This window comes from Gluconobacter sphaericus, assembly GCF_016757795.1.
In the GTDB taxonomy this organism is placed as follows: Bacteria; Pseudomonadota; Alphaproteobacteria; order Acetobacterales; family Acetobacteraceae; genus Gluconobacter; species Gluconobacter sphaericus.
The window spans coordinates 1,104,166-1,123,015 of sequence record NZ_CP068419.1; the positions used below are offsets into that span (position 1 = coordinate 1,104,166).

Consider the following 18,850-nt stretch of genomic DNA (forward strand, 5'->3'; position numbering starts at 1 on the left):
GATGAAAGTTCTGGTCCCAGTCAAACGGGTGGTCGATTACAACGTCAAGGTACGTGTAGCGGCCGATGGCAGCGGTGTCGAAACGCAGGGCGTGAAAATGTCCATGAATCCGTTCGACGAAATCGCAGTCGAAGAAGCAGTGCGCCTTCGTGAAAAGGGTGCTGCCAAGGAAGTCGTGGTCGTGACCGTCGGCGCACAGGTTGCGCAGGATGTGCTGCGTACGGCCATGGCGATGGGTGCGGATCGCGCCATCCTCGTCCGCACGGACGACACGCTTGAACCACGCGCCGTGGCCAACGTGCTCAAGGCAATCGCCACGCGCGAACAGGCTGGTCTGATCTGCATGGGCAAGCAGGCAATCGACGACGACATGAACGCTACGGGCCAGATCCTGGCCGCGAAGCTCGGCTGGCCGCAGGGCACATTCGCCAGCGCTGTAACGGTTGCCGATGGTCGTATCGAAGTTGCCCGCGAGATCGATGGCGGCACGGAAGTCGTGTCCCTCACGCTCCCGGCTGTGGTGACGGCGGATCTGCGCCTCAACGAGCCGCGCTATGCGTCCCTGCCGAATATCATGAAGGCCCGCAAGAAACCGCTTGAGACGGTCGAGATCGACAGCCTTGGCGTCGATACGGCGTCGCGCCTGACGGTGGTCTCCGTGGCCGAACCGCTGGAACGCAAGGAAGGCGTAAAGGTAAACAGCGCGGCCGAACTGGTCGAGAAGCTCAAGACAGAAGCGAAGGTGATCTGATGACCGCTCTTGTTCTGGTTGAAGTCGAAAACGGCGCGGTCCGTCAGGCTTCCCGTTCGGCTGTTGCCGCTGCTTCCCGCTTCGGTGCGGTCGATGCCATCGTGTTCGGAGACGGCGCACAGGCCGCTGCTGCCCTACCGGGTGTGACGCGCGTTCTCAGCGTGCCGGGTCTGGTCAACGATCTGGCCGAGCCCGCCGCCGACCTGCTGGCCGCTCACGCGAGGGGCTACAGCCACATCGTGGCCGCAGCCTCCGCCACTGGCAAAAACATCCTGCCGCGTCTTGCGGGCCTGCTGGACGTGCAGCCCATCCCCGATGTGGTCGAAATCAAGGACGCCGACACCTTCGTTCGTCCGATCTATGCAGGTAATGCGCTGGCGACGGTCCGTTCCTCCGACAGCATCAAGGTGCTAACGATCCGCGGCTCCAATTTCGATCCGGTTGCTGCTGAAGGTGGCTCTGCAACGGTTGAGACGGTTGAAGCTTCGGCCAGCGAGAAGTCCGTTTTCGTGAAGGTCGAACTTTCGGCATCCGACCGTCCGGAACTGGAATCCGCCCGCGTGGTGATTTCCGGCGGCAAGGGCATGAAGGACGCAGCGAACTTCAAGCTGCTCGAACCGATCGCCGACAAGCTGAACGCCGCCATCGGCGCATCGCGTGCGGCCGTGGATTCCGGCTTTGCCCCGAACGAAATGCAGGTTGGCCAGACCGGCAAGATCGTGGCGCCGGAACTCTACATCGCCGTCGGCCTGTCCGGTGCGATCCAGCATCTGGCTGGTATGAAGGACAGCCGCGTCATCGTGGCGATCAACACCGATCCGGAAGCACCGATCTTCAAGGTCGCGGATTACGGCATCGTGGGCGATCTTTTCGAGATCCTGCCGGCACTCGAAAAAGCACTGTAAGGCGCTCTTCCGCTGAAACGACAAAAAGGGGCGCCCCATGACGGGACGCCCCTTTTTTTTCATGACAGGACCTGACACAGGTTTAACTGGCTCTGTGAGCCCCATGAGGCACTCTGTCGGGCACCCGCCAATTTGCATCAGACATGGATCAAGCGTGTCATCGGCCTTTCTGGAGACCGGATCGCGCTCGTCCACGGGCATGTCTTTCTGAACGGAACCGAATTGCCCTGGAAAGATCTGGGCGCCGCACATGAGGAAAACCACAAAGGCGTCTGGGTGCCTGTTGAACGCTATGAAGAAATCCTGCCTGGGAATATCCATCATGACATTCTCAAAATATCGCAGGACGGAGAACTGGATAACGTCGCGCCCTTCACAGTCCCGACGGATCATCTATTTGTTATGGACGACAACCAAGACAACTCCGCCGAATCTCGCGATAGGCTCAGGCCCCATTGATTTGATTACGAAAATCTGATTCAGGCTCTGCGAGGAGGCTGAAGATGAGCGATCTGTTTTGGCTGACGAACGAACAGATGGATCGTCTGCGGCCCTTTTTTCCAAAGAGCCACGGCAGACCCCGCGTTGATGACCGTCGCGTGTTGAGCGGCATCATTTTCGTAAACCGTAATGGCTTGCGCTGGCGGGATGCGCCTCGGAAATACGGTCCATATAAGACGTTGTACAACCGCTGGAAGCGCTGGGGTTCCATAGGAATCTTCGCCCGGCTGACGGACGGTCTGGCTGCCGGAAAGGCAGAGCCCCAGACCATCATGGTTGATGCGACCTATCTCAAGGCACACCGTACGGCTTCGAGCCTGCGGTTAAAAAAGGGGATCCAGGCCGCCTAATCGGACGGACAAAAGGTGGCATGAATACGAAGCTGCATGCGATCACCAATCAGAATAGACGACCGTTGAGCTTTTTTATGATTGCGGGGCAGATCAGTGATTATACCGGTGCTGCTGCTCTGCTGGACAGCCTTCCTATGGCACAGTGGATGCTGGCGGACCGGGGTTATGATGCTGACTGGTTTCGGGATGCCCTGGAGGAAAAAGGGATCAGGCCCTGCATTCCAGGACGGAGATCCCGCGGCAAGCCAGCCAAATACGACAAGCGAAAATATAAGTGTCGCAACACGCTACGACAGATGTCCGAATGTCTTCTTCTCAGCCATCTGCCTCGCTGCAACCGTCATGTTCTGGCTATGAGTCCTGAGCCTAGCGTAGCGGAGGGAGGCGCCGGACTTCTTCCTGTCTGGAACCTCCAGTAGCAGGCCCGCGCCGTTCTGTGGTCATGGCGGGATATCGGCAGAGCAGCGCTCGTTCTCTGATTTTTCGTCCGTACCCTCTTGCAGGGAAGCGTTAACCCCTGTAGGAGAAGCGCCGTCGGCCGGAGTGTAGCTCAGCCTGGTAGAGCACTGTGTTCGGGACGCAGGGGCCGGAGGTTCGAATCCTCTCACTCCGACCAGCCGATAATTTTTCTAGAAATCGTCAAAACTGTTTCAGGCTAACAGGCCAGCGCATTTCTGCGTCTGATGCGCAGGATCTAAAACGCAAAAAATGCCCTCCCCCTTTCGGGAGAGGGCACAACGGCTTCAGGAGCGCTTGTCAAAGGCCGAAGAAGTCGGCCAGACACCTTGGGCATAAACCTGCCCGTAAGCATGGACTTCCGTCAGATAGGTCCGCTCACCTTCAAGGACAATCTTCACGGTCGGTGCGAGCGTGCCACCGATGCGATAGGTCGTCGGGTCCTGCGGGTCAGCCGAACCGGGCTGCGGCAGGGTATCAATGAAGGACTGCACATAACCGGCAGGATCGACGAAGTGCGAGTAGGTCTCGTACGGCGCCGAGGACGGATTGCCGAGCACGAGGCCCGAACCGTTCAGCGGTGCATACGGACCGAAAATACCGTTCCGGGACACGAAACCATACACACCATCCGGGCCCGTGCTATTGCCGGTGAAAGTGGAATGATGGGAGATCGTGAACAGATAGGTCAGGCCGTCCTGGAACACGACATGGGGACGTTCCGTCTGGTCATTGACACCCAGCGCAGTCACGAGAGCCGGCAGCATTTCCCACTCCGAGAAATCACCCTTTGTGGCGTCGGACGTCAGGCGGGCAATGCCGATGGCCGCAGCGCCATACTGCGCACCAGCAGGAACAGTCGTAGCTGGCGGCACAAGGCCCATCTCGTCAGAACCGATGGTGAAGTCACCACGCATGCCCGGAACATTGCCTTCGAACAGGGCGTAGATCTGATTATCATCCGGATTACGGAAGATATGCGGATCGCGGAAATCCCAGTAGGCGTCTTCGACAATGTTGGCGTAGTTCACGCCGTCTGCTTGGAACATGTCCGTGCAGACATCGAAGCCCTCGAACCAGACGCCGGTGGCATCTGCCAGAATGCGGCCCGTCGTGTAGGACGGAACAGACTCGGACGGCGTATCGTTGACGGAAGTATAGAACAGATCGACCGTATTGGCGCTGTTCTCGCGCATGACGGCACAACCGGACCATTCCCAGCTGCGGGAGTTGGCACCTTCCTTGATGACGCGGCCACCGAACTTCCAGTCCGCGCCATTGCCGGTGCGGCTGTAGTAGTAGCCGATATAGGAATAGTTGTTGCGGCTGTGCCAGCCCTCGGTCGTATCGCCCGTGGCGGCACGATCGGCAACGAGGGCAAACATGACGTACCAGCCCTTGAAGGTGACGGTCTTGCCGTGAATGTCGCGCAGCAGCCAGGTGTCCCACTGCCACACATCGGAATCGATGACGGGGAATGCGTAGTCGATGACCGGCATGGTCGTGGTCGGATCATCGGTACGGATCTTCATCGCATCAGCGATCGTCCAGCGCGAACCGGAATGGACTGCGCTCTGCGTGCTGGAAACAGCGTTCATGAGTTTTCCTGTAGCTGAAAAAGAAAAAACCAGACGCACGTCAGAATCCGAGACCATGTTTCAGGTCCGGATGCTGACGTACAATCTGAATAAAGAAATCAGGTCCCGTACTGAGCCGTAATTTTTACGAAGAAAAAATATCTTACTTCTGAAATTCGCAACAAAAAAAAGACCGCTTCTTTTGGAAGCAGCCTTTTTAAAATTCTTTGACCTGAAATTATTTTTTGAACCAGTAACCAATAACGTTTAATGGCTCAGTGCCACAGTTATAGGAAAAAGCTGCGCGCGATGCAAGCAAAAAATTGCCACCTGCCTTTCCGGGCTTCAACGCATAAAAAAACCCACCCGTGATCGGGTGGGTTCTCCAGAAGAATCAAAAGACTGCAAACCTCAGCGGCGCTGAAAACCGGCCAGCGCGGATCGTGAAAGCTCTTCCAGAAGATCAATCGCGCCTTTCGAGTCGTTCAGGCAGGGCACGAGAGCAAACTCTTCACCCCCTGCTTCCATGAATTCTTCCCGAAGCTCGTTCCCGATTTCATCCAGCGTTTCAATGCAGTCCGTCATGAAGCCGGGCATGATGACCGCAATCTTCGTAATGCCCTGTGACGGAAGAGCTTTGACGAAGGGCGCCGTATAGGGCTGGATCCATTCCAGCGGCCCGAAGCGGGACTGGAACGTCAGAGGCATCTGCGCCTCACTCAGCCCAAGAGCCTTGCGCAGTCCGGCGATCGTCCGCTCACATTCATCCCGATACGTATCGCCCTTTTCGATGCAGGTTTTGGGAAGACCATGAAACGACGCAACAATCTGCTGCGGCTTGAAGGACAGTTCCGCCAGCGTGTCCTGGACAGACGTCTCAAGTGCGCGGATGAAAGCCGGCTGATCCGGAAAGGACGGAACCGTCAGAACGGCTGGTTGACGTCGCAGACGCATGAGCGCACGGAAAAGCTGATCGTTTGCCGTAGCGGTCGTGGTTGCGGAATACTGCGGATAAAGCGCAATGCTGACGATCCGGTCGCAGCCCTGATCCATCAAACTTTCCAGCGCCTTTGCAACGGAAGGACGGCCGTAACGCATCCCCCATTCCACCGGCACACCATCGGCCTTCAACCGTTCAGCAAGCCCTTCGGCCTGCCTGCGCGTATAAACACGCAACGGAGAGGCATTTTCGTCCTGATCCCAGATCCGCGCATAGTTGGCGCCACTAGCGAAAGGACGCTTTGTCAGGATGATGCCCTGAAGAATGGGCTGCCAGATCAGGGGAGGACTCTCGATGACGCGACGGTCAGAGAGAAACTCGCTCAGATATCTTCTGACTGAGAAATAGCCTGTATCGTCAGGCGTACCCAGATTGATCAGAAGAACACCCGTCCTGCCTTCCGGCGGAGGAGTAATACGGGGGGTTTTGTATAAGAAAGCCATGGTGCCCTCACTGTGGAACCGGGCACGCATTCAGGTAAAGAGGGAAAACGTCCGGGGATACGCGTCCCTTGCGGGACGCTATCGTCGGTGCCTTACTTTCGCATAGGAAACATCCGGTTTCCGCATCCCTTGCAGGAGAGTATAGGCACACACCGCAACTGCGGCAGCCATCGGACCAACATACGGCAGAAGAGTATTCGTCAGAGCCATACTTGCCTCCTTTGAGCCTTTGGAAAAAATTTTCCGGTAAGCTCAATTCAGAGATTGAGCACATCTCTTCTGCATTTCAAGAAAAAAATCGAAATTCTTTAAAAAACATTCAAAAAAATGAAATAATCTCCTTTTTTCAGCACCTTAAGCGCATACGACTCTGCATCATCTTGGCAGCTTTACGCAACCATCCCACCTCAGAGGGGTTACAGACGCATCGTCCGATTTTGATTAAGGATTTTCAGACATGGCTACACAGGACCCCGTCATTTACGTTGTCGCTGACGGCGAAAAAGCCCGTTTCCTGCGCCTTGAAGGCTCACAACTCCGCACCGTCGAAACCTTTGACCTGCACAAAGGCTCCAGTGCGGAAAAGGACGTCTCGTCCATCAAAGCTCCGCATGAAAACCCGCGGGATCAGCTCAAGATGCATTTCACCCGCGATCTGGCCGCCCATATCAACAAGGCCGCACAGAGCAGCGATGTCGAAGGTATTCTGCTTGTCGCTCCGCCGCAGGCTTCACACGATATCCGCGAACATCTCGATAAGCCGACCACGAAAAAGCTCTTCAAAACGCTGGTCAAGGACCTCGTCAACACGCCGGACCACGACCTGCTGAAGCATCTCGACCGCCCGGAAACAGGCTGGCCGGAACTCGCTTCCGTCTGATTGCCATCAGACCGCGGGAAGGGCCGTCAGACGGTCCTTCCTGCAAGGCAGGGCCGCCTCACCCCGGTCGTTCCCGGCCAGGAGGACGGCAGCCCGCGCAGATAGCGCACGGCCAGAAGGCCGAAACATTGCGCTTCCAGAGCATCCCCGTCCCATCCCAGATTGTCCACGGATGCCACAGGCCCTAGCCGCTGGTTCAGTCCATCCATCAGGACCGGATTGTGACGCCCGCCTCCCGCCACAAACCACAGTTCCGGCCGCACCGGAAACGCCGTTCGGGCTACGGATTCAACCGTAAAAGCCGCCAAAGTCGCTGCACCATCTTCCGCAGACAAATCCCGCACAAGCGCCATGGCTTCAGGATGGAAACTCAGTCTGTCGAGTGATTTGGGCATAGGACGTGCAAAATATGGCATCGTCAGAAGCGCTTCCAGAACATCCTGACAGACCGTTCCCGCAGTCGCCAGCGCGCCACCGAAATCGCAGGGCTGACCCGTATGCTGGAGCGCCCAGTCATCCAGAAGTGCATTTCCCGGCCCGGTATCACAGGCCCACACGCCGCGCTCTTCGACCGGATCCTGAGCTCCCAAAAGCGTCACATTGGCGACTCCGCCAATGTTGAGAACCGCAACAGGACGCCGTTCCTGCTCAAGCAGAGCGGCATGAAACACCGGAACCAGCGGCGCACCTTCCCCCCCATTTTCCAGATCCCGCGTCCGGAAATCATACACGACCGGCACGTTGCACCGTTCCTGAAGAAGCCGAGCATCCCCAATCTGCCAGCTTCGGCTCAGTTCTGGCTGATGCAGAATGGTTTGACCATGAAACCCGATCGCCGCAGGCTTCAGATCCGGCGCCTGCTCCCGCAACAGACGTACTGCCTCCACATGCTGCAAGGTCAGATCCCGGGCGATCGCCAGAACGTCAGTATCATCCGCCGACAGGCCCGCTGCACGATCCAGCAGAGCCCGCGTTTTGGCCCGGAGTTCCGGACTGTAGGGCAGCGTCAAGGACGGCCCGGTGCGCCCGATTCGCACGCCATCTGTTTCGATCAGAGCGGCATCCACCCCGTCCAAAGACGTCCCGCTCATCAGTCCAAGCGCCCAGATCATTCCGGTCGCGCCCGCATTGGCCGCGGCATTCAAAGCCCGGCGAGCGCCAGATGCAGATTGCCCTGACACCGCTCCAGAAGCGGCTCGATCTCCGCCAGAGCCACACCATGCCGCAGCAGAACGGCCCGTTTCGTGTTCCCACGCACGCGTTTCAGAGCCTCACGCGCCTCTTCGGCTGTCCCTCCAGCCAGTTCCATGACCATGCGTTCCGCGCGCACCTGAAGCTTGTCGTTGCTGATGCGCATATCCACCATGCGCCCACGATAAACATGCCCCAGACGCGTCATCAGCGCGGTGGAAAACAGGTTCAGCGTCACTTTCTGCGCCGTCCCGGCGGCCATCCGTGTCGAGCCCGCCAGAACTTCGGCTCCCGTCGGAATGCAGATCCCGAACTCCGCTTCCTGCAACAGACGCGACTCCGGATTGCCACTCACGCCGATTGTCAGTGCCCCGACTTCCTGCCCGAGTTGAACAACCGCACAAGTGTAAGGGGTGTTGCCGCTGGCCGCGACGCCGATCACTACGTCACGTTCGGTCGGATGATGGTCCAGCAGATCAAGCCGCGCCTGATCTTCCCGGTCTTCCGCACCCTCTGCTGCCTGTGTCGTCGCTCCGGCGCCACCCGCCAGAAGCAGAACCAGCTTCTCCGGCGCCACACCAAAGGTCGGCGTCAGTTCCACACCATCCTGCAAGCCGATCCGCCCCGACGTCCCGGCCCCCGCATAGACCAGCCGCCCCCCGGCCTGAAGCCGGGGCACAGCCGCCTCAACAGCGCGTTCAATGGACCGCAAGGCTTCCCCAACCCGATCCAGAGCCGCTTTCTGCGATGTCAGAAGCCGCTCCAGAAGAGTATCGAGCGGCAGGCGCTCGATATCTTCGTTGGCCGCGAGAACCGTCTCCGTGCGGGAGTTTGTCATTCAGCCTCGTCTTCGTCCGGCACTTCATTGCGACGGAAAAGCTGCCCGTCCTTCAGAAGTCCCTGCTCGACAATGCTTTCCGCAATCTGAACCGCATTGAGGGCTGCGCCCTTGCGCAGATTGTCGGACACACACCACAGCGCCAGACCGTTCTCGACAGACGAATCAATCCGCAGACGGGACACATACGTCGCATCCTCGCCCACACATTCGATCGGCGTGACATAGCCGCCGTCTTCGCGCTCATCGCGCAGAATCACACCCGGAGCCTTACGCAGAGCCTCGCGTGCCTTCTTCAGATCGACAGGCTTTTCGCACTCGATGCTGATGGCTTCAGAATGACCGATGAACACCGGAACGCGCACGCAGGTCGCCAGAACCTGGATGTCCGGGTCCATGATCTTGCGGGTTTCGACAGCCATCTTCCATTCTTCTTTGGTCGCACCGTCGTCCATGAAACGGTCGATATGGGGAATCACATTGAAGGCGATCTGCTTTGTGAACTGCGCGACCGTCGGCGGATCATTGACGAAGGTGCCCTTGGTCTGGGCGAACAGTTCGTCCATTCCGTCCTTGCCCGCCCCTGAAACGGCCTGATAGGTCGAGACCACGATCCGCTTGATCCGGAACAGGTCATGCAGCGGCTTGAGCGCAACGAGCATCTGCGCGGTGGAGCAATTCGGATTGGCGATGATGCCCCGGCTCGCTTTGCCGATGGCGGCCGCGTTCACTTCCGGCACGATTAAAGGGATCCCTGGCTCCATGCGGAAATGCGACGTGTTGTCGATCACCACACATCCCGCAGCCGCAGCCTTGGGCGCATAAACGGCCGAAATCGCGCCACCCGGCGAGAACAGCGCAATATCCCAGCCTTTGAAGTCGAACGTCTCGAGATTTTGGACCTTCAGGACTGTCTTGTCCCCGAAGGAAATCTCACGCCCGGCCGAACGCGGCGAGGCCAGCGCCACAACCTCTTTAACCGGAAACTCCCGCTCCGCCAGAATTCGCAGAAGTTCACGCCCCACCGCACCCGTGGCGCCAACAACCGCAACCCGATAACCCATGATCTTTTCCTGTTCCCTGAAAATCAGCCCAAAAAAGGCAGACGCTTTACAAGCGACGACAGACGGTGCCGACGCAGTTCGTAGCGAGCCTTGCGCCCCGTCGCCATATAGTTGAGCTGGATCGCATACCGCGTTCCGACAAACTGCCGGTGCCCGTGCCAGGTGGCCGGACCGTTCGGGAACACCAGAAGCGTCCCTTCTGCCGGCGTCACCTCAACTTCAAAATCCTCGACATCATCCGGCCCGTTCAGCAGCCGCAGACAGCCATCGCGTGAGGCCCAGTCCTCACCCCGAGGATTGAGATACAGCAGGATCGTGACCAGCTTGGCCTCCGAATCCCGGTGGATCCGCCCGTCTTTTTCCCGCGTGCGTCCACGCATTGTCAGCATGGTCGGCGCATCTGCCAGATCCAGGCCGAATTTTTCCGCCACCAGCGCCTTAAGCTTCGGCCCTTGCAATTCCGCAATCATGCCCGCAACACGTGGCGTCAGCTTCAGGGCTTCCGGCGGAAAGGAGCCACCGGATTTCATTGCCGGCAGGTCCGAGACAACTGTCTTCAGATCATCGTTGCCGATGAAATGCGGCACCACCAGATGCGGAAACGGTTTTTCCGCAACGGGCGTGCTCTCGAACGCATTATAATCAAGAGAAATCCTGCTCATGGCGCGGAAGGCTAGACGCGGCCCACGTCGGCGACAAGGCCTATTCCACACATGTGAGACCTGCCTTTTACGAAAGAATATTACCCCCGTAGCGGCTTATGCGCCCGGACCATCCGGCTTGTCGCCAGATAACGGACATATCCTGCCCCCAGACGGTTCGCGCCCCCCATGCAGACATGCGGCCCCGACTGCAAAGAAGCGCGCCCGTCCCAGACCGTATGAAGGAGGCGCGGATCGGTTCGGCATTCCAGCATTCGATGATCCACACCCGACTGACTGACTTCATCCGTCAGAACCGCATGCGCGGACAGACCGTCCCGACGCAGCTCCTGCGCTCCTGCTGACGCATCCGTCAGCGCAAGACCACTTCCCGTCAGAACTGCAAGAAACAGCAGAGCACGCATCAGCGGAACTCCCATCCCAACAAGGCCGGTTCAGGACCGGTCACCAAGCTAGACGACTCTCAGGCATGAAAAGTTGCGGCAACTTTGTGGCACGACAAACAGATTTTTGCCTTCAAGCGGTCCGACCACTGGAATTCTACTCGATTTTCCTGCCTCATTTTTTCACCCCCTCCCCGACTCAAGGCGCCCTTTCATGAACACACGTTCCCTCGTCCTTCCCGAACTGCTTCCCCTTCTTGAAGAAATTCCGACAGTCGATCTTTCGCCTGAATCTCTACCCGCCTTTCGCGATGGACTGGAACATCTCGCCGGACAGTCCTTCCTTCAGGCCGAGGACTATCCCGTCACCCTTGAACGACTGACAATCCCCGCCACGGACACATCGCCCGCCATCCGCCTCCTGGGTGTCCGCCCCCACAAAGAAGCCACAGCGCCACGTCCGGCCCTTCTGCACCTGCATGGAGGCGGCTATTTCTCAGGCCAACCAGAACTGACGGCTACACAGCTCTGCCAGTTTGCACAGGATCTGGACTGCGTCGTCCTCTCCCCGGATTACCGACTTGCCCCCGAACATCCTTTCCCCGCGGCGATCGAAGATGCCTATACGACGCTTTGCTGGATCACACGGAATGCCGAAACCCTTGGCATCGATGCCTCCCGCATTGGCCTCACAGGAGAAAGCGCTGGTGGCGGCCTAGCAGCCGGACTGGCTCTCCTGACCCGCGACCGCGAAGGCCCAACGCTCCTGTTCCAGAACCTCATTTACCCCATGCTGGATGACCGGACGATTGCGGATCAGCTAAACTCTTCCCCCGTTGGAGGGGAGTTCCTGTGGACCCGCACCAGCAATACTTTTGCATGGACCTCCCTTCTGAATCCTGTAACGCCCGGATCAGAGGACGTCTCACCGTACGCCGCGCCTGCGCGCGCCACTGATCTGTCCGATCTGCCGCCGGTCTATCTGTCCGTCGGCACTCTTGACCTATTTCTGGACGAGAACCTCGTCTACGCTCAGCGCCTGATCCATCAGGGCGTTTCAGTCGAGCTAGAGATCGTACCCGGTGCCTACCATATCTTCGACCAGACAAGTACCCCGGTCGCCACCCGCTCCATCGCACGCAGAATCGACGCCATGAAACGCGGATTCGGCCTGTGAATAGATAAAACACTGAACAGACGGAGATTGGCCCTGTTCCGCCAATCCGCTAAAGTGCGCGGCCAAAAGACAGGCCCCGGTTCCCATCACGTCACAGGGGCCGGGGACACAGGAGAACGAGTTCATGGGCGACCATCGCGATGACCTGGACGCCATCAACGGCGAGAACACCGTCTATCTGGCGGAGCTGCACACACGCTGGCAGCACGACCCGTCATCCGTGGACATGGCTTTCGCCTCCCTGTTTGAAACCCTTGGCGCCGACCGCCTGCCTCCGGAAATAGCGACGCAGACCGACGCCAGCGCGGAAAGCCTGAAATTCGCCTATCGCCTGCGCGGCCATGCCACCGCAAAGCTGGACCCACTCGGCCTGGCACCCGTTCCCGACATTGCCGAACTGAACCCGCCCGGAGCCGACCGGGACCTGATCGCCCGCCTGCGCCGCGCCTATTGCGGCACCACGGCCGCCGAGTTCATGCATCTTCAGGACCCCGCCCAGCGCCAGTGGTGGATCGACCGCCTGGAAAACCCGGCTCCCGCCCCATCGCTGGACCAGAAGCGCATTCTCCTCGCCTTGACCCGCGCCGAAGGCTTCGAACAATTCTGCCAAAAGCGCTTCATGGGCATGCGCCGCTTCGGCCTCGAAGGCGGTGAGAGCGTCATCGTCGCCCTGCGTACCCTGATTGATGCCGCCGCACAGGACGACGTGCGCTCTGTCTCGCTCGGCATGCCCCATCGCGGCCGTCTGAACGTGATGGCCAACATCCTGCGTAAGCCGTTTGCCGCCATTTTCAGCGAATTCGCAGGCACCGCCTTCAAGCCCGACACCATTCAGGGCTCGGGCGATGTCAAATACCATCTCGGCACCGCCACAACGCTCGAACATGCGGGCCACACTGTCCGCATTTCGCTCCTGCCCAACCCCTCTCATCTGGAAGCGGTGGACCCCGTCGTGCTCGGCCGTGTCCGCGCCGATCAGGACCGCGAAAAGGACCACGACCGTCAGCATCATCTGGGCATTCTCGTCCACGGCGACGCCGCCTTCGCCGGTCAGGGCGTCGTGTACGAAACCCTTAGCCTCTCGAAACTGGAAGGCTACCGGACGGGCGGTACGGTTCACGTCATCATCAACAACCAGATCGGCTTCACCACCGTCCAGTCCGATGCCCATTCTGGCATCCACAACACCGACATCGCAAAATCCGTTCAAGCCCCGATCCTACACGTCAATGGCGACGATCCCGAAGCCGTCTCCCGCTGTGCCTTTCTGGCGCATGAATGGCGCTGCACCTTCCAGTCCGACATCGTGCTGGATGTCGTCTGCTATCGCCGTCACGGCCATAACGAAGCCGATGAACCCGCCTTCACGCAACCCGCGATGGTCCACGCCATCCAGTCCCGCGCCACGACACGCAGTCTCTATGCTCAGCATCTGATCCACACTGGCGTTATGACGGAGGCCGAAGTCGAAGAGATGTGGACGCATTTCCAGCGCCGGCTGGAAGAGCAGTTCGAGAAATCCAAAACCTATCAGCCCAACAGCACGGACTGGCTCGACGGCCCCGAAGATCCGACCCGCCTTCAGGACGAACAGGACCGCATCCAGCCCATGACCGGCGTACCGCTCCGGCGCCTTCAGGAAGTCGGAGACGCCATCGGTACGATCCCCGAAGGTCTGGCCGTTCACCCCCGTCTGGCCCGGCAGATCACCGCGCGCGGCAAAGCCGTGACCGATGGCGGTCCGATCGACTGGGCCACGGCCGAGGCCCTAGCCTTCGGCACCCTGTCGATGGATGGACATCCCGTGCGCCTCTCCGGGCAGGACAGCCGCCGCGGCACGTTCAGTCAGCGTCATGCCGTGCTGTTCGATCAGGGCACAGGCCGCGAAGACACCCCCCTGACCCATATCGCGCCCCATCAGGCCCCACTGAACATCTGGAATTCACCGCTCTCGGAATACGCTGTCCTCGGCTTCGAATACGGCTATTCCCTCGGCGACCCAGAAGCGCTGGTCCTGTGGGAAGCGCAGTTCGGCGATTTCGCGAATGGCGCACAGATCATTCTCGATCAGTTCATCGCTTCGGGCGAAACCAAATGGCTGCGAACATCCGGCCTGACCCTGCTTCTGCCCCACGGCTATGAAGGTGGTGGCCCGGAACATTCTTCCGCCCGCCCCGAACGCATCCTTCAGCTCTGCGCAGAAAACAACATGCGCGTGTGCAACATCACCACGCCCGCCAACTACTTCCACGCCCTGCGCCGCCAGATCGCGCGACGCTGCCGCAAGCCGTTGGTCGTCTTCACGCCCAAATCACTGCTCCGCAACAAGGACGCAGTATCCATGCTGGACGCGATGGGACCGCATACACGTTTCCAGCCCGTCCTGCCCGATCCGGCGAAAGAAGACGGCGCACGCCGGATCATCCTGTGCACCGGTAAGGTCTATTATGATCTCATCGCCGAACGGACGCGCCAGAGCCGCGACGATGTCGCCATCATCCGCATCGAACAGCTCTACCCGTTCCCGCACCATGCCTTGATGGAACAACTTGTCCGCCACCCGGATGCAGAACAGGTCCTATGGTGTCAGGAAGAGCCGCAAAATAACGGAGCCTGGATTTTCGTGGACCGTCGCATCGAACGCGCCTTGCGTGGCTGCAACCATCGTGCGCAGCGGCCGGACTATGCCGGCCGCGAAAGCACAGCTTCTCCCGCAACGGGGCTACCAGGCGTCCACGCCGCCCAGCAGGAAAAACTGGTTCAGGATGCCCTATCCTGAACCTCCCCGGCCTGATTAAAACTCAGGTCGGACCACCCTGATAGCCATAGCTGCTCTGGCCCGCCCCGACATTTCCGTAGCCATCGCCACGGAACTGCCGCGATCCCTGGCCACCATAATCCGGGCCACAGGCCGCAAGAGCCGTCAGCAGTGCAAGCGCCACCCCAATCCGAACGCGCGTCATCAACGTTTCCTCTTATCATCGTTTTCTCGCGTCACACTACGCCGCCAGACCGACACGCGCCACAAGCTGTCCTGCCAGAGACAGAATGGTATTTTTCAGAATTTATAGGAAATAGTGAACCAACTAGGAGTAGTTAAAACAATGATTTAAACTGTCTATATTTCTTTTTTTATCGAAAAATCAAACACTTAGAAGTAATTTGTCAGATTTACTTCTTCCTCAAAAAAGGTGCGTGTTAGTAAAAAAGTACGCGAAGTCAAACCAAATCGGAAAAGTGTCAAACCGGCCTAAAAGATGGCCGTTTTCTAGAATTTTTAAAGGATTGGTGAACCGGCTGGGACTCGAACCCAGGACCATTCGATTACATACCACTTCGGTTTTCACCGCCCCCGTTTAGGGTTCGTGGTCTGGACTTTATCTTCACCATAGGCCGGAGCCGTTAGGTGGACCCTGTCAAGTCTCTACACCTTCCATCTTGCGATGGCTTGGCTCGGTATTGGCACGATCTAGAAGATCAGAGCGTTCACCGAGTTTAAGGTCTTTTCAACAGCCAGTTTCCCGACTGTGCTCCCATTGAAAGTCGAATGCTCTACCAACTGAGCTACCGGTTCCAACCAATGTCGCCCCTATACACAGGGTCAGACTCCGGTGCAACCCCTCGTTTCGTTCACATCATAGGCTTTTTGCCTATAAAAATGGCCGGAGTCGAAAGGTTTGGACCATTCCCTACTGTTTTATTTACCGGAAGAAGAAAGTCAGGCATCTGTCATGGCGTATTGCGACACGCCGCCAGTCCTTGAGCCTTCCAAACCTGATCTCGATGCAGTTGCAGCGTTTGTATTTCCGCCTGTCGTATTTGAGAGATTTTCGTTCTGGAATGCAGAGTTTGATACTCTTCTTTTCCAGGACGTCTCTGAATCAGTCGGCCTGACCAGAAACTATGTCCACTATCTCAAGAGCCAGCAGAGCTATCTCAGAAACACCTATCTGCTGACCGACACGACGGCTCGCTCAACGACAACTCACGCTTAACGCGAACTATATCCAGGGTCCGTTCACCCTTCAGTGGCAGACCCGCTGGTTCGTCCCTCTACCCGGTTCAGGTTCCTGCTTTTCCGATAAAGAAAAAAAGGTCAACCCGTCTCTATGGGCATATGCTTGACCTTGATGTTGTAGCCTTTAAGCATTCCATACCAGTACAGACGGGGGAAGACTTCCGTCTTTAGGCACCAGGCAAAGCGGCTGGGTTTACGCTGGTCATAGGAGAAGCTAGGCGCAACCTTGCCGCCATACAGGAACTCGGCCAGCACGACCTTACCGTAGGATACGGTTAGCGGGCAGGCGCCGTAACCGTCATAGCTGCCCATCTGCGGGCGGCCATCAAGCGAGGCCAGCAAGTTTTCTACGACAACCGGAGCCTGTTCGCGGACAGCAGCGGCTGTCTTGGCGTTGCTGGTACCCAGAACATCCCCGGCGCCGAAGATGTTGTCATAGGTCTTGTGACGCAGGATGGTCGGATCGACATCCAGCCAGCCAGCTTCATTGGCAAGCGGGCTTTTCTTAACGAAATCTGGAGCGCTCTGCGGCGGAACGACATGCAGCATGTCGAACTGGCGTACCACGATCTGATCCGTTCCGACGATCTGGAACGTGGCTTCGCGCTTCTCACCGTCCACCTTGATCAGGTTTTCCTTCAGATGAAGGTTCACGCCGTAATAGTCGATCTCGCGCTGGAGCGAAGGGACGAAATACGGCACACCGAACAGGGCGTTTCCGGCCAGCGAGAAATTGACTTCCGTACGATGCAGCGAGCCTTCTCGGCGCCAGTGATCACAGGCCAGATAGACAATCTTCTGTGGCGCGCCGGCGCATTTGATGGGCATGGGTGGCTGTGTGAACAGGGCCTTGCCGCCATCAAGATGCCGGATGCATTCCCAAGTATAGGCGGCCGTCTCACGCGAATAATTCGACGTCACACCATTGCGGCCCAGTGTCTCAGGCAGTCCTTCGATCTTGTCCCAGTCAAGCTGAAGGCCGGGGCAGACAATCAGACGGCGATACTCAACAGCACGGCCGCTTTTCAGTGTCACGCTGTTGGCTTCAGGCTGGAAGCTCTCAACGGTATCGCGCAGCCAAGTGACATTGCGCGGGATCAGCCCGCCTTCCTGCTGCAACGTTTCGGGCAGCATCATCACTCCCGCACCGACAAGGGTCCAGCCCGGCTGGTAAGCATGCGTCGTGGACGGTTCGATAATGGCGATCGACAGGTTGGCGCGTTCACGCCTGAGCTGTGCTGCGATGGTGATGCCGGCGGCGCCACCGCCGACGATGACGACTGAGAAACGGTCCTGTTGGGTCGGGTCTGCCATGTTCGGTTACTCCAACGTCATTAAGCGACGGAAAGAGTCTAGTCCAAAAGGGCAAGTCTTTCCGTCAGAAGCGAATAGAAGGCATCTGAATCAACGTCATTGATCCATAATGCGTTCGGAACGCGATTGGTTACGTTCCACAGGTCAACAACACTCTGACCCACACATAGCGACGCGTCGACCTCGATTTCTACATTGCAGTCCCGCCCTGAGAAAAGCTCAGGCCACAAAAGAAAACCGATGGTAAGCGGATCGTGCAGCGCGCCACCTTCCCAGCCGTATTTCTGCTTTTCGAACCGATCTTCCGCACCCAGCATCCGCACTACCATGTCCGTGACTGGCGAGCCGATCGCAGCAATTGGCGCCAGCCGGGCTGGTGTCGCAATGGCGCGATGCGTCACATCCAACGGCAGAAGCGTGATGGGAATGCCAGAATGCATGACAATCCGGGCCGCATGCGGGTCCACGAAAAAATTAAATTCCGCGGTCGGCGTGATGTTGCCGCCTTCGCGCTGCGCTCCGCCCATAGCCACGACTCCCGCAATCCGGGCCGCGATATCCGGCGCATGGCTCAACGCCAAAGCGAGATTCGTCATCGGCCCGAGGCAGACGAGCGTGATCGCGCCCTCGGGTTCACGACGCAGCAAATCCACGAGCCAGGTCGCAGCATCAATCGCTTGCGAACGTAATGTCGGCTCCGGAAGATCAGCGCCGGCCATGCCCGTTTCACCATGGACGTGCTCAGCGCTTATGGGCGCACGATGCAGGGGACGTGCCGCGCCCCCGAAAACGGGAATATCGGTGCGCCCTGCAAGTTCGAGCAGGGCGCAGGCATTCTTCGTCGTCAGGGCAACGGGCACATTGCCGGCAACGGTAGTGATAGCCTCGACCGTCAGTTCCGGCGAGGCCAGCGCCAGCAGAATGGCAACCGCATCGTCCTGACCCGGATCAGTGTCGATAACGATGCGGCGGGGTATGATCGATGCGGATCCGGCCTGTGTCATCATGCTTCTTCTTCGGAGTCCTTGATCCAGACCTCAACCGGGCCCGTAACCTTGATCGTCATCGGACGGCCACGCCGATCCAGCGTCTTGCCGACGGCCAGACGGACCCAGCCTTCGCTGATGCAGTATTCCTCGACAGTGGTACGCTCTTCGCCCTTGAAACGGACACCGATGCCGCGCGAAAGCAGCTCTTCGTTGTAATACGGGCTGTCCGGGCTGGCGGAGAGACGATCGGGAATGGTGTCGGTCATGGCAGGGCTATCCTCGTTTGTATCAGATCCGATCATGTTGGACCGGCGCGTCAGAGGTTTTCTCTGTAGCGCCGGATGGGCG

The 18,850-nt window shown here is 58.5% G+C and carries 16 protein-coding genes, 1 tRNA gene and 3 pseudogenes; 8 read left to right on the forward strand and 12 right to left on the reverse strand.

From position 1 onward, the window contains the following. The first annotated feature begins 1 nt into the window (after nucleotide 1). The 5 genes and pseudogenes from IGS75_RS05265 (at nucleotide 2) to IGS75_RS05285 (ending at nucleotide 3,126) form a co-directional block, all read left to right on the forward strand. Entirely contained in the window at nucleotides 2-751 is a 750-nt protein-coding gene (locus IGS75_RS05265; RefSeq protein ID WP_202258237.1) for an electron transfer flavoprotein subunit beta/FixA family protein, read from the forward strand. After that, the gene (locus IGS75_RS05270; RefSeq protein ID WP_202257841.1) at nucleotides 751-1,656 is read left to right on the forward strand and encodes an FAD-binding protein; all 906 of its coding nucleotides are present in this window, start codon (nucleotides 751-753) and stop codon (nucleotides 1,654-1,656) included. The genes IGS75_RS05265 and IGS75_RS05270 overlap by 1 nt, the downstream gene beginning before the upstream one ends. A 129-nt stretch (nucleotides 1,657-1,785) precedes the next feature. Beyond that, nucleotides 1,786-2,115: pseudogene (gene lepB, locus IGS75_RS05275) on the forward strand (signal peptidase I); the annotation flags it as partial. Between the two features lie 44 nt (nucleotides 2,116-2,159). Continuing rightward, nucleotides 2,160-2,867: pseudogene (locus tag IGS75_RS05280) on the forward strand (IS5 family transposase). A gap of 182 nt (nucleotides 2,868-3,049) precedes the next feature. Then, nucleotides 3,050-3,126: transfer RNA gene (locus IGS75_RS05285), tRNA-Pro, on the forward strand. A gap of 127 nt (nucleotides 3,127-3,253) precedes the next feature. Here the strand turns inward: IGS75_RS05285 and IGS75_RS05290 are convergent. Next, nucleotides 3,254-4,564, reverse strand: coding sequence for a glycoside hydrolase family 68 protein (locus IGS75_RS05290; protein WP_202257843.1), 1,311 nt, complete (start codon nucleotides 4,562-4,564; stop codon nucleotides 3,254-3,256). A 390-nt stretch (nucleotides 4,565-4,954) separates the two neighbouring features. Continuing rightward, the gene (gene hemH / locus IGS75_RS05295) at nucleotides 4,955-5,986 is read right to left on the reverse strand and encodes a ferrochelatase (protein ID WP_202257844.1); all 1,032 of its coding nucleotides are present in this window, start codon (nucleotides 5,984-5,986) and stop codon (nucleotides 4,955-4,957) included. Between the two features lie 457 nt (nucleotides 5,987-6,443). Here hemH and IGS75_RS05300 point away from each other — a divergent pair, with 457 nt between their 5' ends. Then, on the forward strand, nucleotides 6,444-6,866 hold the full coding sequence (locus IGS75_RS05300; protein ID WP_202257845.1) for a host attachment protein: 423 nt from the start codon (nucleotides 6,444-6,446) through the stop codon (nucleotides 6,864-6,866). A 26-nt stretch (nucleotides 6,867-6,892) separates the two neighbouring features. Here the strand turns inward: IGS75_RS05300 and IGS75_RS05305 are convergent, their stop codons facing one another. The 5 genes from IGS75_RS05305 to IGS75_RS05325 all read right to left on the reverse strand — a co-directional run bounded on the left by IGS75_RS05305 (nucleotide 6,893) and on the right by IGS75_RS05325 (nucleotide 11,025). Continuing rightward, nucleotides 6,893-7,978: an anhydro-N-acetylmuramic acid kinase gene (locus IGS75_RS05305; RefSeq protein WP_202258239.1), complete on the reverse strand. Its 1,086-nt coding sequence runs from the start codon at nucleotides 7,976-7,978 to the stop codon at nucleotides 6,893-6,895. A 29-nt stretch (nucleotides 7,979-8,007) separates the two neighbouring features. After that, a complete protein-coding gene (locus IGS75_RS05310) occupies nucleotides 8,008-8,895 on the reverse strand; it encodes an N-acetylmuramic acid 6-phosphate etherase (protein ID WP_202257846.1) in 888 nt (295 codons plus the stop codon). Then, nucleotides 8,892-9,959, reverse strand: coding sequence for an aspartate-semialdehyde dehydrogenase (locus IGS75_RS05315; protein ID WP_202257847.1), 1,068 nt, complete (start codon nucleotides 9,957-9,959; stop codon nucleotides 8,892-8,894). The genes IGS75_RS05310 and IGS75_RS05315 overlap by 4 nt, the downstream gene beginning before the upstream one ends. A gap of 23 nt (nucleotides 9,960-9,982) precedes the next feature. After that, a complete protein-coding gene (locus IGS75_RS05320) occupies nucleotides 9,983-10,621 on the reverse strand; it encodes a 2OG-Fe(II) oxygenase family protein (protein ID WP_202257848.1) in 639 nt (212 codons plus the stop codon). Nucleotides 10,622-10,701: 80 nt separating this feature from the next. After that, complete coding sequence (locus IGS75_RS05325) at nucleotides 10,702-11,025, reverse strand: hypothetical protein (RefSeq protein ID WP_202257849.1); 324 nt, start codon at nucleotides 11,023-11,025, stop codon at nucleotides 10,702-10,704. A 193-nt stretch (nucleotides 11,026-11,218) separates the two neighbouring features. On the opposite strand from IGS75_RS05325, the gene IGS75_RS05330 reads away from it, so the two are divergent. Continuing rightward, nucleotides 11,219-12,181 (forward strand): alpha/beta hydrolase, encoded by a 963-nt coding sequence (locus tag IGS75_RS05330; protein WP_202257850.1) that lies wholly within the window; start codon nucleotides 11,219-11,221, stop codon nucleotides 12,179-12,181. Between the two features lie 124 nt (nucleotides 12,182-12,305). Continuing rightward, complete coding sequence (locus IGS75_RS05335) at nucleotides 12,306-14,960, forward strand: 2-oxoglutarate dehydrogenase E1 component (protein ID WP_202257851.1); 2,655 nt, start codon at nucleotides 12,306-12,308, stop codon at nucleotides 14,958-14,960. A gap of 22 nt (nucleotides 14,961-14,982) precedes the next feature. On the opposite strand, the gene IGS75_RS05340 is transcribed toward IGS75_RS05335, so the two are convergent. From IGS75_RS05340 to IGS75_RS05360, 5 genes and pseudogenes are all read right to left on the reverse strand, one after another. Beyond that, complete coding sequence (locus tag IGS75_RS05340; protein ID WP_167495529.1) at nucleotides 14,983-15,144, reverse strand: hypothetical protein; 162 nt, start codon at nucleotides 15,142-15,144, stop codon at nucleotides 14,983-14,985. Between the two features lie 738 nt (nucleotides 15,145-15,882). Further along, a pseudogene (locus IGS75_RS05345) lies at nucleotides 15,883-16,062 on the reverse strand (IS5/IS1182 family transposase); the annotation flags it as partial. A 215-nt stretch (nucleotides 16,063-16,277) separates the two neighbouring features. Then, nucleotides 16,278-17,513 (reverse strand): NAD(P)/FAD-dependent oxidoreductase, encoded by a 1,236-nt coding sequence (locus tag IGS75_RS05350; protein WP_202257852.1) that lies wholly within the window; start codon nucleotides 17,511-17,513, stop codon nucleotides 16,278-16,280. Between the two features lie 38 nt (nucleotides 17,514-17,551). After that, on the reverse strand, nucleotides 17,552-18,520 hold the full coding sequence (locus IGS75_RS05355; protein ID WP_202257853.1) for a nucleoside hydrolase: 969 nt from the start codon (nucleotides 18,518-18,520) through the stop codon (nucleotides 17,552-17,554). After that, on the reverse strand, nucleotides 18,517-18,768 hold the full coding sequence (locus IGS75_RS05360; protein WP_041112680.1) for a DUF3297 family protein: 252 nt from the start codon (nucleotides 18,766-18,768) through the stop codon (nucleotides 18,517-18,519). The genes IGS75_RS05355 and IGS75_RS05360 overlap by 4 nt, the downstream gene beginning before the upstream one ends. Between the last annotated feature and the right edge of the window lie 82 nt (nucleotides 18,769-18,850).

What these genes read in the sequence shown, in the direction of transcription:
- IGS75_RS05320 (WP_202257848.1), bottom strand. Translation starts at nt 10,621, where the DNA reads ATGAGCAGGATTTCTCTTGATTATAATGCGTTCGAGAGCACGCCCGTT.
- IGS75_RS05360 (WP_041112680.1), bottom strand. Translation starts at nt 18,768, where the DNA reads ATGACCGACACCATTCCCGATCGTCTCTCCGCCAGCCCGGACAGCCCG.
- IGS75_RS05330 (WP_202257850.1), top strand. Translation starts at nt 11,219, where the DNA reads ATGAACACACGTTCCCTCGTCCTTCCCGAACTGCTTCCCCTTCTTGAA.
- IGS75_RS05310 (WP_202257846.1), bottom strand. Translation starts at nt 8,895, where the DNA reads ATGACAAACTCCCGCACGGAGACGGTTCTCGCGGCCAACGAAGATATC.
- IGS75_RS05350 (WP_202257852.1), bottom strand. Translation starts at nt 17,513, where the DNA reads ATGGCAGACCCGACCCAACAGGACCGTTTCTCAGTCGTCATCGTCGGC.
- IGS75_RS05265 (WP_202258237.1), top strand. Translation starts at nt 2, where the DNA reads ATGAAAGTTCTGGTCCCAGTCAAACGGGTGGTCGATTACAACGTCAAG.
- IGS75_RS05270 (WP_202257841.1), top strand. Translation starts at nt 751, where the DNA reads ATGACCGCTCTTGTTCTGGTTGAAGTCGAAAACGGCGCGGTCCGTCAG.
- IGS75_RS05335 (WP_202257851.1), top strand. Translation starts at nt 12,306, where the DNA reads ATGGGCGACCATCGCGATGACCTGGACGCCATCAACGGCGAGAACACC.
- IGS75_RS05325 (WP_202257849.1), bottom strand. Translation starts at nt 11,025, where the DNA reads ATGCGTGCTCTGCTGTTTCTTGCAGTTCTGACGGGAAGTGGTCTTGCG.
- IGS75_RS05355 (WP_202257853.1), bottom strand. Translation starts at nt 18,520, where the DNA reads ATGATGACACAGGCCGGATCCGCATCGATCATACCCCGCCGCATCGTT.
- IGS75_RS05315 (WP_202257847.1), bottom strand. Translation starts at nt 9,959, where the DNA reads ATGGGTTATCGGGTTGCGGTTGTTGGCGCCACGGGTGCGGTGGGGCGT.
- IGS75_RS05305 (WP_202258239.1), bottom strand. Translation starts at nt 7,978, where the DNA reads ATGATCTGGGCGCTTGGACTGATGAGCGGGACGTCTTTGGACGGGGTG.
- IGS75_RS05290 (WP_202257843.1), bottom strand. Translation starts at nt 4,564, where the DNA reads ATGAACGCTGTTTCCAGCACGCAGAGCGCAGTCCATTCCGGTTCGCGC.
- hemH (WP_202257844.1), bottom strand. Translation starts at nt 5,986, where the DNA reads ATGGCTTTCTTATACAAAACCCCCCGTATTACTCCTCCGCCGGAAGGC.
- IGS75_RS05300 (WP_202257845.1), top strand. Translation starts at nt 6,444, where the DNA reads ATGGCTACACAGGACCCCGTCATTTACGTTGTCGCTGACGGCGAAAAA.
- IGS75_RS05340 (WP_167495529.1), bottom strand. Translation starts at nt 15,144, where the DNA reads ATGACGCGCGTTCGGATTGGGGTGGCGCTTGCACTGCTGACGGCTCTT.